The sequence below is a fragment of the Afipia sp. GW822-FHT03D08 genome (assembly GCF_058801645.1).
Genome location: NZ_JBXANK010000002.1, coordinates 24762 through 37264, shown reverse-complemented (window position 1 = coordinate 37264; position 12503 = coordinate 24762). Strand labels below are relative to the sequence as shown.

Here is a 12503-nt window from a genome sequence, read left to right as displayed (position 1 = left end):
TCAAAATGCTCGATCATGTTTCGGTGGGGGTTGCCGATCTTGAACGGGCGGCGCGCTTTTATGAGGCCGCGCTTGCGCCACTCGGCCTGACAAAGCTGATCGCGCGGCCGGCTACGGTCGGCTTTGGAAAAAGCTATCCGCAATTCTGGATCAATCTGCGTCCGAACATGACGCGCGTGTCGCCGGACAGCGGCACGCACATCTGCCTTCGCGCCAGAACAACGGGCGAGGTTGAAGCGTTTTATGCCGCGGCTCTGGGGGCAGGTGGCGCGGACGACGGACCGCCCGGCGTGCGTCCGCATGACCGCGTCAAATACTTTGCCGCCTTCGTTGCCGACCCGGACGGAAACCGCATCGAGGCGGTGACATTTCTCAAAGACGATCAGCCGGTATAAGCCGGATTACAGCCGGCTTGCGACCTGATCGTCCATCAGCTTGGCTGCTTCCGGCACCTGCGCCGCGACCTTCTGAAGTGTCGGGAGAATATCCTCAACGCGATCAGCGGTGAGAACATCAACCCACAGGTTGGCGCGGATGAACGCCGTCTGCTTCATGTGATCGATCAGCACGAGCAGCGGATTCCAGAAGCCCGCGATATTGGCGAGCAGGATCGGCTTGCTGTGACGGCCGAGCTGCGACCAGGTCATCTGCTCGACGAGTTCTTCCAGCGTGCCGACGCCGCCGGGAAATGCGACGAATGCGTCGGAGTGCTCGAACATGAGCTGTTTGCGCTCGTGCATGTCCTTCGTGACGATAAGCTCCTGCGCGTCTTTCAGGACGTGCTCCCGTTTGGTCAGAAAGGTCGGGATGATGCCGGTGACCTTGCCGCCATTTTCAAGTGCACCGGCCGCAACCGCGCCCATCAGGCCGATGGAGCCGCCGCCATAGACCAAGCCGACGCCGTTTTCGGCAAGGGTCTTGCCGAAGGCTGTAGCGGCTTTAACGAATTCGGGATTGGTACCGGGGCCGGAACCGCAATAAACACAGACGTTCTTGATAGTATTCATCTTATGCGATGTGGCATCGCATTGCGACATCGTCAAGACGCGTATCTTGCGGCGCACAGTCGATTGTTTCTCGAATCGCCGTTTTTTAAGGAAAAGAGCCGCCGGGCAGGGTGCGAAAGGGGCGGGAACGCTCTATATGACGCATATGACTCCACCATGCGATATGGCGGCAAGAGCCGCCTCCGGCAGCGTCCGGCAGTCCCAAGGCGACCGACGCTAAAATGGCCGATCTCTATCCCGCCGAGCCTGCGGAGGCGCTGAATGACGCCCAGCCGGCAGCAGCCACCGAAGTGAATGCCGAAAAAGCCACGCTGTTCGGAACGCTGGCGCATCTATGGCCGTATATCTGGCCGGGCGACCGTGCCGATCTGAAGATGCGCGTCGTCTGGTCGATGGTTCTGCTGCTCATCGCCAAGGCGGCGACACTGTTTGTTCCCTTCACATTTAAGTGGGCCGTCGATGCACTGACCGGCGCCGACACCGCGCCGGTCCAGTCGTCGAACTGGCTGCTGTGGCTGATCGCTTCGCCGCTCATCATGACGCTCAGCTATGGCGCCATCCGCATCGTCATGATGGTGCTGACGCAGTGGCGTGACGGTCTGTTCGCCAAGGTGGCGATGCACGCGGTGCGCAAGCTGGCGTTTCTGACCTTCGTGCACATGCACGAACTGTCGCTGCGCTTTCATCTGGAACGCAAGACAGGTGGCCTGACCCGCGTGCTGGAACGCGGCCGCACCGGCATCGAGACCATGGTTCGCATGGTCATTCTTCAACTTGCGCCGACCATCGTCGAACTGGCTTTGATGATGGGCGTGCTGTTGTGGCAGTTCGACTGGCGGTACGTGCTCGTGACGTTCGTCACCGTCGTCGTGTACATGCTCTACACTTACTACGCGACCGAATGGCGGATCGAGATTCGCAAGCGGATGAACGATTCCGATACCGAGGCCAACACCAAGGCGATCGATTCGCTGCTGAACTACGAGACGGTGAAATATTTTAGCGCCGAGGAACGGGAAGCACGGCGCTACGATAAATCCATGGAGCGCTATGAGCGCGCCAGTGTTCACACCTACACCTCGCTCGCGGTGCTGAATACCGGGCAGGCGGTGATCTTCACGTTCGGCCTCACCGCAACCATGCTGATGTGCGCCGTCGGGATCCGCAACGGCACCAATACGGTCGGCGATTTCGTTATGATCAACGCCATGATGATTCAGCTTTATCAGCCGCTGAATTTCATGGGCATGGTGTATCGCGAAATCAAACAGGCGATCATCGACATCGAAAAGATGTTCGGCGTGCTGTCGCGCAATCCGGAAGTGAAAGATATTCCGGGCGCGAAGCCGTTGCAGATTTCAGCCGGTACGGTTCGTTTCGAAGACGTTCGTTTCTCGTACGATCCTGAACGGCCGATCCTGAAGGGGCTCTCGTTCGAGGTGCCCGCAGGCAAGACCGTCGCCATTGTCGGTCCATCGGGAGCGGGAAAATCGACAATCTCCCGGTTGTTGTTCCGGCTGTACGATGTCAGCGGCGGTCAGATCACAATCGATGGCCAGAACATTCGTGACGTCACGCAGTCTTCGCTGCGCGCGTCGATCGGCATGGTGCCGCAGGACACCGTGCTGTTCAACGACACCATCCGTTACAACATCCGCTACGGCCGGTGGGATGCGACCGACGCGGAAGTGGAAGCGGCCGCGACGATGGCGCAGATCGACGGCTTCATCCGCATGTCGCCGGACGGCTATGAGACCGAAGTCGGCGAACGCGGGCTGAAACTCTCCGGTGGCGAGAAGCAGCGCGTCGCGATAGCGCGTACGATTCTGAAGGGTCCGCCGATTCTGGTGCTCGACGAGGCGACATCGGCCCTCGACAGCCACACCGAACGCGAAATCCAGGACCAGTTGGAAAAGGTCGCACGCGGCCGAACGTCGCTGGTGATCGCGCACCGGCTGTCCACCATCGTCGGTGCGGACGAAATTATCGTGCTGGATCAGGGCCGCATTTCGGAGCGCGGCACTCACGCGCAGCTTCTGGCGGCAAACGGCCTTTACGCCAGCATGTGGAACAGGCAACGTGAGGCCCAGGAAGCGCGGGAAAAGCTGGCCATGATGGCCGACGAGAACATCGCGCCCAATCGCACGCCGCCGCCGGTCGATGATCCGCTGGCAGCGCCGGAAGCCGCAGAATAGTTTTAGGTCAATTCAACGCAGGTTCTTGAACGCATGTCCGTCGTTAAGTCCATTCGCGACCAGATTCCGCCGATCCATCCGGAAGGCTACCCGTTCATCGGAGCTTTTGCCTTCGCCAGCCTGATCCTGTTTTGGATATGGACGCCGCTGGGCTGGATCGGGTCAGCATTGACGGTCTGGTGCGCATTGTTCTTCCGCGACCCGGTCCGGGTAACGCCAGTGCGGGAAGGCATCGTGGTGTCGCCGGCCGATGGCCGCGTCTCGATGGTGGTGCAGGCCGTGCCGCCGGCCGAACTCGGTCTCGGCGACAAGCCGCTGCCGCGCATCTCGATCTTCATGAGCGTGTTCAACTGCCATGTGAACCGCAGCCCGGTGGCCGGACGGATCGATCGCATCGCCTACCGCCCTGGAAAATTCCTCAACGCCGATCTCGACAAGGCGAGCGAAGACAACGAGCGCAATTCTTTGGTGATCTCGACGCCGGCTGGCCGGATCGGTGTGATCCAGATCGCCGGGCTGGTGGCGCGGCGGATCGTGTCATTCGTGAAAGAGGGCCAGGTCCTCGGGGCAGGCGAGCGCTTTGGGCTCATCCGCTTCGGCTCGCGGCTCGACGTGTTCCTGCCCGAAGGGGCCAAGGCGCTGGTGTCGGAAGGCCAGACGGCCATTGCCGGTGAAACCGTGCTGGCCGACTTCAAGCTTGGCGACGGCGGCCGCAGCTACCGGGTGGATTAACCAAGCCCGCGATCATCCTCCTGCCGTTTCGCCACAATGGCGAAGCATTGAGGGGATTGCTATATAAGGGCTTATGGACATGCCTTCCGATCCCAGAACGCCTGATCTGCGCCGTCGCCGGTTTCGCCAGATTCCGATCCGGATGCTTGTGCCCAACGTCATCACGTTGCTGGCGATCTGCGCCGGCCTGACTGCAATCCGGCTGTCGATCGAAGGGCGCAACGAACTGGCGCTGGCGGCGATCGTGTTCGCGGCTGTGCTCGACGGCATTGATGGCCGCGTGGCGCGCATGATCAAGGGGCAGTCCCGGTTCGGAGCCGAACTGGACAGCCTCGCGGACTTCGTCAACTTCGGCGTTGCCCCCGCGCTCATTCTCTATTTCTGGCAGTTGCACGAGCTGAAGAATGTCGGCTGGATCGCTGCGATGATCTTTGCGATCAGTGGCGGTCTGCGGCTGGCCCGTTTCAACGCCACCATGGACGATCCGAACAAACCTGCCTTCGCCGGAAACTACTTCACAGGCGTGCCGGCTCCGCTGGGCGCGCTTTGCGTGCTGCTGCCGATGTACCTGGTGTTCATCGGCGCGCCGCAACTGCCGGCTCCGATTACGGCGGTGTTCACCTTGTCGATCGCGTTCCTGATGGTGTCACGGCTGCCGGTGTTCTCGGGCAAGATGATCGGCGGCAGGATCGCACCGGACATGGTTCTGCCGGTCGTCGTCCTCGTGGTGTTGTTCATCGCCGTTCTGATCAGCTATCCGTGGCATCTTCTGACCGGCGGCTCGCTGATCTATCTGCTCAGTCTTCCTCTCGGGTGGGCGTCCTATCGCGCACATGAGCGCCGTGCGCGCGAAGAAGCCGCCGCTGCAAGCGAACCAAGCTATTCGAGCCCTGCGACGGCAGATTTCAACGTCGTTTCCGATTCCGTTGAGAATGAACGGCCGCCACGGCTGAACTGACCGTCAGCCGCCTTGGCGCGATTATGGTTAATGAATTCCTGAGATTTTTCACGATCGCTTCCACCGGAATGCGGCTTTCCGCATATATATCCGGTGTTCGCGTCCGGTTTCTGCGGTGCTCACGGCAATCTTGCCGCGCCATGGCATCAATTCGATAACCTTTACCCGAACTTAATTGCACCGACGCTAGTGTTCAAATGCGCGCTCAGAACGGGCCGCGCCGTATCGTTGCGTCGGAGTTTGAAATGGATATCGCCACCGGGGCAGGCCTGCTCGCTGGTATTGCCGTTCTCGTCACCCTGATCCTGATGGGCGGCGATTTCCGGATTTTCTACGACATTCACGCCATCATCATCATTGGAGGTGGCTCTTTTGCTGCAACGCTGATCCGGTTTCCTTTCGTTGCCATGCTTCATGGCATGCCGATGGGGCTGAAGTACGCGTTCACGATGCGGCAGACGACATCGCGCGAACTGGTCGACGAACTGGCGCAACTTGCGGAAGTCGCCCGGAAGCAGGGACCCGTGGGGCTTGAAAAAGTTGAAACCGACGATCCGTTCCTTGCCAAGGGAATCCGTTACGTCGCCGACGGCTACGACATGGATTTTATCCGCGACAACCTTGAGCGCGACCGCGACAATTTCCTGATGCATCTCGACGAGGGACAAAAGATCTATCGCGCCATCGGCGACTGCGCGCCGGCGTTCGGCATGATCGGCACCCTGATCGGCATGGTGCAGATGTTCTCGAACATGTCCGATCCGTCGAAGCTGGGTCCTTTCATGGCGGTGGCGCTGCTCGCGACGCTGTACGGTGCGCTTGTTGCGAACCTGTTCTGTTTGCCGATCGCCGACAAACTGCATGTCAAACTGACGGACGAAGATACCAATCGCACCCTGATCATCGACGGAATCCTGATGATCCGCGACGCGAAGTCGCCGACGCTGGTCCGCGAAATGCTGCTGGCCTATCTGCCTGAAAAGCATCGCCATGAAGAGGGCGAGCCGGTTCCGGCTTGATCTTTCGCGCTGACGTAAGGCGGCATAGGCCATGGCCAAGAAAAAGAAGGGCGCAGCACACGGGGGAGGTCACGGCTGGTTCGTGACCTTCGCCGATCTCATGGCGCTGCTGATGAGCTTCTTCGTGATGCTCGTCGCGTTCTCAACCCAGGATCAGCAGAAGCTCAAAATCGTTGCTGGTTCGATGCGGGATGCCTTCGGCGTCCAGAACGCATCGCGCTTCTCGGGTCTTATCGAGTCTGATGGTTTGCCGACACGTCCCAAGATGCGGAACGTTGCGCACATTCCGCCGGAGGAGGCATCCAATAATCCGACGCCGGATCAGGAAGACAAGAACAAGACGGCCGGCGCGCGCATGAAGACCGACCGCGAATTCGCGCTCGCCTCCGCCTCGCTTCGTCAGGCGCTGCAGGACCTGCCGGAGATTTCCGAGTTGTCCAAACACATCATGTTCGAGGAGACCAAGCAGGGGCTCAACCTCGAAATCGTCGATCAAGACGGCCGGTCGATGTTCGCCGACGGCTCCAAGCAGCCTCTGGAGCGGACGCGGCGCCTGCTTCAAAAGCTTGCCGCGCCACTCAAGGCCACGCCGCTGCGGGTTGCTATTGTCGGTCACACTTCGGCAGGCTTCCTGCCATCGCGTTCCGGGTATGACGGCTTTGACCTGTCCGCAGACCGCGCCAATGTCGTCCGCCAGATCCTTGAACAGGAGGGCTTGCCGACCTCCCACGTGTTCTCCGTCGCGGGCAAGGCCGATACTCAACCGCTCTTTCCGGACGACCCCTCACTGGCCGCAAACAGGCGTGTGACGATTACATTGATGCGGGAGGACCCGCCGTTGCCGCCCAATCTGAGGCCCTGATTTAGGTGTATTATTATACCATCTGACCGTGTTCCGCGGTTCCTGCGGACGCGTCGCATTGGACATCGGATGGCAGTGATATAAGAAGCGCCACTCCAAAGTGATCGCCGGGCTTGCCGGGATCAAAAGACACCGTCAGGGCGTTCCTTCGATCATGGCTGCCAGCGATACATCCGCCGATACGCCCCAAGAGGTGCCGGTAACGACCGGATTTTGGGCCCTTACTCTTGGAAGCATCGGTGTGGTGTTCGGCGATATCGGCACGTCGCCGTTGTATGCCTTCCGCGAAGCCGTCCACAACGCGACCCATGGCGGTCCCGTCTCGCGGGAGATCGTGCTCGGCGTTCTGTCGCTGATCCTTTGGTCGCTGATTGTCGTCGTCACCATCAAATATGTGCTGCTGCTGCTGCGCGCAGACAATAACGGCGAGGGCGGAACGCTGTCGCTGATGGCCCTTGGCCAGCGGGCGCTGGGCAGGCGCAGTTGGGTGCTCCTGGCGCTTGGCGTGATCGGGGGCGCGATGTTCCTTGGCGACGCGATGATTACGCCGGCCATTTCCGTGCTTTCCGCGGTCGAAGGTCTGAAGATCGCCGCCCCGGCGCTTGAGCACTATGTCGTCCCGCTGGCGATTGTGATTCTCGTCTGTCTGTTTGCTCTGCAAAGCCGTGGAACCGCTATGGTCGCCAGCGCCTTCGGTCCCGTAATGATCATCTGGTTCCTGACCCTTGGCGTGATGGGATTGATGCACATCAGCGACGATCCGGGCATCGTGCACGCCATCAACCCCATATTTGCCGTCCAGTTCTTGCTGACGCACGGCATGATCGGGCTGGTGATTTTGGGTGCGGTGTTTCTGGCCGTGACCGGCGGTGAGGCGTTGTACGCCGACCTTGGTCACTTCGGCCGCAAGCCAATTCAGGCCGCGTGGTTTTATTTCGTTCTGCCGTGCCTGCTGCTGAATTATTTCGGCCAGGGCGCTTTGGTTCTGGCGCATCCGGAAGCCATCGAAAATCCATTCTATCGCATGGTGCCGGAAAGCGTGCTGGTGCCCCTGATCTGTCTTGCGACTGCGGCGACCGTCATCGCCAGCCAGGCGGTGATCACCGGCGCATTCTCGCTGGTGCGTCAGGCCATTCAACTCGGACTGCTTCCCCGGTTTGAGGTTCGCTATACGTCCGAAACCCACGCCGGGCAGATCTATCTGCCGCGCGTCAACGTGATGTTGCTGATCGGCGTATTGCTGCTCGTCGGCCTGTTCCGCTCGTCCAGCAATCTCGCGTCGGCCTACGGCATCGCCGTGTCCACCACCATGGTCTGCGACGGCTTGATGTGTTTCGTCGTGATCTGGAAGCTCTGGAACTGGCGCGCCGCAACTGCGGCCGCGCTGATCGTGCCTCTGGTGATCGTCGATCTGACCTTCCTGACCGCCAATCTCCTGAAGCTGCTTCAGGGCGCTTGGGTGCCGGTGTTGTTCGGGATTTTGATGGCTGGTCTGGTTTGGACGTGGCGCCGTGGTACCGTGATTCTCATCAACAAGACCCGGCGCACCGAAGTGCCGTTAGCCGATCTCATCAAGAGTCTCGAAAAACGGCCGCCGCACATCGTGAAGGGCACCGCGGTTTTTCTCACCAGCGATCCCGCATACGTTCCGACCGCGCTCCTGCACAACCTCAAGCACAACAAGGTTCTGCACGAGCACAACGTCATATTGACCATCCACACCGCCGAGACACCGCGTGTCGATGTGGCCGATCGCGTGCGGATGGAGAAGATCAGCGACAAGTTCTCGACCGTCCGGCTCACCTTCGGCTTCATGGAATCACCGAACGTGCCGAAGGCGCTGGCAATCGCGCGCAAGCTCGGCTGGCAGTTCGACATCATGTCGACGTCGTTTTTCGTGTCCCGGCGCTCGCTAAAGCCTTCCGCCCAATCCGGTATGCCGCTGTGGCAGGACCATCTCTTTATTGCCATGAGCCGGTCCGCGAACGATGCCACCGACTATTTCCAGATTCCGACCGGGCGCGTGGTGGAAGTTGGCACTCAGGTAACTATCTGATTAGTCTTGTTAAATGCAGATCTGCCTTAGAGGGTATATGCGTTTAGGACATGCCTGTGGCATGAAAACAGTTTAACGTGTGCGCGAAGCGCGGGGTATAGGCCTGCCGCGCTGCAATTGTGCAGTGAATTTCGAGGCAATCTTCCTGATGACCGATACCACATCAGCCGCGGCGGACACGCCGGCGGCAAATGGACATGGTGAGACGCATTCCACCGCGTCCTTCAAGGGACTGATGCTTGGGAGTATCGGCGTTGTCTACGGCGATATCGGCACCAGCCCCCTGTACGCGTTCCGGGAAGCTGTGACAGCAGCCGGCGCGACGGCCGCGACGGCCAACACGCAAGCCGTGCTCGGCGTGCTGTCGCTGATTCTATGGGCCCTTATTGTCGTGGTCACGCTCAAATACGTCGTGATCCTGCTGCGCGCCGATAACAACGGCGAGGGCGGAACGCTTGCATTGATGGCGCTGGCGCAGCGCGCGCTGGGCACCAGCGGCGGCGTTGTTGTTCTGCTCGGCATCATCAGCGGTGCGCTTTTCTACGGTGATGCGGTCATCACGCCGGCGCTGTCGGTGCTGTCTGCGGTCGAAGGCATCAAGCTCGTAACGTCCGCGCTCGATCACTACGTCGTTCCTATCACGATTATCATTCTCGTCGCATTGTTTGCTGTCCAATCGCGCGGCACGGCCCGCGTCGCCGCTTTCTTCGGCCCGATCATGTGTATCTGGTTCGCCGTCATGGCGGTGGCGGCGCTTCCATTGATCGCACAACAGCCAAGCGTGCTACTCGCATTCAATCCCGTATATGCGGTTTCATTCCTGCTCAATCACGGGATCATTGGTCTGGTCACGCTCGGCGCGGTTTTCCTCGCCGTGACCGGCGCCGAAGCGCTCTATGCCGATCTTGGTCATTTCGGCAAACGTCCCATCCAGACGGCATGGCTGTTTCTGGTGTTGCCGTCGCTGGCACTGAACTATCTCGGGCAGGGCGCACTGGTCATCGGCAATCCTCACACGATCGAGAATCCGTTTTTTCTAATGTTTCCTGAATGGGCGCTGGTTCCGATGGTTGTGCTCGCAACGGTCGCGACCGTGATCGCGAGCCAGGCCGTCATTACGGGGGCTTATTCCTTGACGCGGCAGGCCATTCAACTCGGTCTGTTGCCACGTTTCGAGATCACTCACACATCCGAAGCGCATTCGGGCCAGATCTACATTCCGCGTGTCAACACGTTGCTGCTTGTTGGCGTTTTGATGCTGGTCATGATGTTTCGCTCTTCCAGTTCGCTGGCGTCGGCCTACGGCATCTCGGTCACTGGCACGATGGTGGTCACGGCGATGATGGGTTTCGTCGTCATCTGGAAAGTGTGGAGGTGGTCATCATTCGCAGCGGCCGCTTTGATCTTGCCGTTTCTTGCGATCGATCTGACATTCCTGACGGCAAACCTGCTCAAGGTTTTCGAAGGCGGCTGGGTGCCGCTGGCGCTCGGCGGCGCGGTCATGCTTTTAATGTACACGTGGCGGCGGGGGAGCAGGCTGCTCTATGAAAAGTCGCATCGGCAGGAAATTCCTCTCACCGATCTGATTACGATGCTGGAGAAGAAGCCGCCGCAGCGCGTGCCCGGCACGGCAGTCTTTCTGACAAGCAATCCGGACTATGCTCCGACCGCGCTGATGCATAGTCTGAAACACTACAAGGTTCTGCATCAGAAGAATGTCATTCTCACTATCGAGATCGCGTCGACACCGCGCGTGGATATCGCAGAGCGGGTACGGCTAGAGGATGTCGGGGAGATGTTCTCCAAGGTCACGCTCAAGTTCGGTTTTATGGAATCGCCGAACGTTCCGAAAGCGCTCGCCATTGCCCGCAAGCTCGGCTGGCAGTTCGACATCATGTCGACATCGTTCTTTCTGTCGCGCCGCGCCTTGAAGCCCGCTGCGCAGTCTGGAATGCCGCGCTGGCAGGATCATCTGTTCATCGGCATGAGCCGTTCGGCGAACGACGCCACGGACTACTTCCAGATCCCGACCGGCCGTGTGGTGGAAGTCGGAACGCAGGTCACGATTTAGGGATAACCGGCGGCCCGCCAAGCTTGATTTTCTTGTCACAAAAAGAGAGGTTGTGCGCCGTTCGCGGTTAATCTTGGGGGCCGATCTTCTGGATTACCCTCGTGGAGGTCGATGTGTCACAGGCTGAGAAAGTTCACGATTTGACGGCGGAAGAGGTGTCCGCCGGAATTGCACAGGGGCGCTATCTCCTGATCGATGTGCGTGAGCCCAATGAGGTCGCAGCCGAGGCCTATCCGGACGCGGTGGTGCTGCCGCTCTCAACGTTTGATCCGGCTGAGATCCCAGATCCTCAGGGCAAGACGGTGGTTTTTGCCTGCCGCTCCGGCAAACGCTCGGTGACGGCGTCGCTGGCCGCACAGGCGGCGGGCAAGCCGTACGACTCGCATCTCGCAGGGGGCATGCTGGCGTGGAAGGCTGCCGGACTGCCGTCCAAAACAGGCGGCTGATCCTCGTGAACCGGATTTTCGCGGATCTGCCGAACACCATTTTTGACGTCATGTCGCAGGCTGCACGCGACCTCAACGCGATCAATCTCGGCCAAGGCTTCCCGGAAGATCCCGGTCCGCTCGACGTCAGGGAGAAGGCCGCCGACGCCGTCCTGAACGGCTACAACCAGTATCCCTCGATGATGGGGATTCCGGAACTGCGCCAGGCTATCGCGACCCATTACGCCCATTGGCACGGCCTGCAACTCGATCCCATGAACGAGGTGATGGTGACGTCGGGCGCCACCGAGGCGCTGACAGGATCGATCCTCGGCCTCGTGCAGCCGGGCGATGAAGTGCTGCTGTTCCAGCCGATGTACGATTCCTATGTGCCGATCATCCGGCTCGCGGGTGGCATTCCCAAGTTTCTGCGTCTTGAGCCGCCGCACTGGCGTCTGCCGGAAGAGGCGATCCGCGCTGCCATTACTCCAAAGACGCGTTACGTCATTCTCAACAATCCGCTGAATCCGGCTGCCGTTGTCTATCCGCGCGAGGATCTCGAGATGCTCGGGCGGATTTGTCAGGAGCATAACCTGATCGCCATTTGCGATGAGGTCTGGGAGCATGTGGTATTCGACGGCCGCGAACACATTCCGCTGATTTCGATTCCCGGCATGCGCGATCGCACGGTGAAGATCGGATCGGCCGGAAAGATCTTTGGCCTGACCGGATGGAAAATCGGTTTCGTCTGCGCCGCGCCGCAGATCCTGCGTGTGCTCGCGAAGGCGCATCAGTTCATCACCTTCACGACGGCGCCCAGCCTTCAGGTTGCAGTCGCCTACGGCCTCGGCAAACCAGATGACTATTTCCTGCAAATGCGGGCGGATCTGGCGCGCAGCCGCGATCGTTTGAGCAAAGGCCTCTCAAGTCTTGGTTTCCCGGTTCTGCAATCGCAAGGGACTTACTTTCTCAACGTTGATCTCGCGCCGCTTGGATTGAATGAAAGCGACGTGGCTTTCTGCAAGCGCATCGTCCATGAGCACAAGGTTGCCGCCATTCCCGTGTCGGCCTTTTATGAAGAGAACCATGTCACATCTGTCGTGAGATTCTGCTTCTCGAAGAAAGATGAAACGCTCGACACTGCGCTTGAGCGGCTGACGCACGTTCTTCACGGTTAA

General features: G+C 59.8%; 11 protein-coding genes. 10 read left to right on the top strand and 1 reads right to left on the bottom strand.

Features of this window, described 5'->3' with window-relative positions; all coding sequences use genetic code 11:
- Positions 1 to 5 precede the first annotated feature (5 nt).
- The gene (locus AC1RM7_RS15275; RefSeq protein ID WP_024920961.1) at positions 6 to 395 is read left to right on the top strand and encodes a VOC family protein; all 390 of its coding nucleotides are present in this window, start codon (positions 6 to 8) and stop codon (positions 393 to 395) included.
- 6 nt (positions 396 to 401) lie between these two features.
- Here the strand turns inward: AC1RM7_RS15275 and AC1RM7_RS15270 are convergent, their stop codons facing one another.
- The gene (locus AC1RM7_RS15270) at positions 402 to 1007 is read right to left on the bottom strand and encodes an LOG family protein (protein WP_024920960.1); all 606 of its coding nucleotides are present in this window, start codon (positions 1005 to 1007) and stop codon (positions 402 to 404) included.
- A gap of 221 nt (positions 1008 to 1228) precedes the next feature.
- Between AC1RM7_RS15270 and AC1RM7_RS15265 the strand changes: the two genes are divergently transcribed.
- The 9 genes from AC1RM7_RS15265 (at position 1229) to AC1RM7_RS15225 (ending at position 12503) form a co-directional block, all read left to right on the top strand.
- On the top strand, positions 1229 to 3202 hold the full coding sequence (locus AC1RM7_RS15265; RefSeq protein ID WP_024920959.1) for an ABCB family ABC transporter ATP-binding protein/permease: 1974 nt from the start codon (positions 1229 to 1231) through the stop codon (positions 3200 to 3202).
- A gap of 33 nt (positions 3203 to 3235) precedes the next feature.
- The gene (locus AC1RM7_RS15260; RefSeq protein ID WP_006020033.1) at positions 3236 to 3934 is read left to right on the top strand and encodes a phosphatidylserine decarboxylase; all 699 of its coding nucleotides are present in this window, start codon (positions 3236 to 3238) and stop codon (positions 3932 to 3934) included.
- A 79-nt stretch (positions 3935 to 4013) separates the two neighbouring features.
- Positions 4014 to 4892 carry a CDP-diacylglycerol--serine O-phosphatidyltransferase gene (gene pssA, locus AC1RM7_RS15255; protein WP_024920958.1) on the top strand — a complete coding sequence of 293 codons (879 nt, stop codon included), beginning with the start codon at positions 4014 to 4016 and terminating at the stop codon, positions 4890 to 4892.
- Between the two features lie 245 nt (positions 4893 to 5137).
- Positions 5138 to 5911 carry a motility protein A gene (locus tag AC1RM7_RS15250; RefSeq protein WP_006020035.1) on the top strand — a complete coding sequence of 258 codons (774 nt, stop codon included), beginning with the start codon at positions 5138 to 5140 and terminating at the stop codon, positions 5909 to 5911.
- 31 nt (positions 5912 to 5942) lie between these two features.
- On the top strand, positions 5943 to 6773 hold the full coding sequence (locus tag AC1RM7_RS15245; protein ID WP_006020036.1) for an OmpA/MotB family protein: 831 nt from the start codon (positions 5943 to 5945) through the stop codon (positions 6771 to 6773).
- A gap of 154 nt (positions 6774 to 6927) precedes the next feature.
- Positions 6928 to 8829: a potassium transporter Kup gene (locus AC1RM7_RS15240; RefSeq protein WP_006020037.1), complete on the top strand. Its 1902-nt coding sequence runs from the start codon at positions 6928 to 6930 to the stop codon at positions 8827 to 8829.
- Between the two features lie 148 nt (positions 8830 to 8977).
- Positions 8978 to 10900, top strand: a complete 1923-nt coding sequence (locus AC1RM7_RS15235) for a potassium transporter Kup (protein WP_006020038.1) — start codon at positions 8978 to 8980, stop codon at positions 10898 to 10900.
- 101 nt (positions 10901 to 11001) lie between these two features.
- On the top strand, positions 11002 to 11346 hold the full coding sequence (locus AC1RM7_RS15230; RefSeq protein ID WP_034459405.1) for a rhodanese-like domain-containing protein: 345 nt from the start codon (positions 11002 to 11004) through the stop codon (positions 11344 to 11346).
- Between the two features lie 5 nt (positions 11347 to 11351).
- On the top strand, positions 11352 to 12503 hold the full coding sequence (locus tag AC1RM7_RS15225; protein WP_024920956.1) for an aminotransferase: 1152 nt from the start codon (positions 11352 to 11354) through the stop codon (positions 12501 to 12503).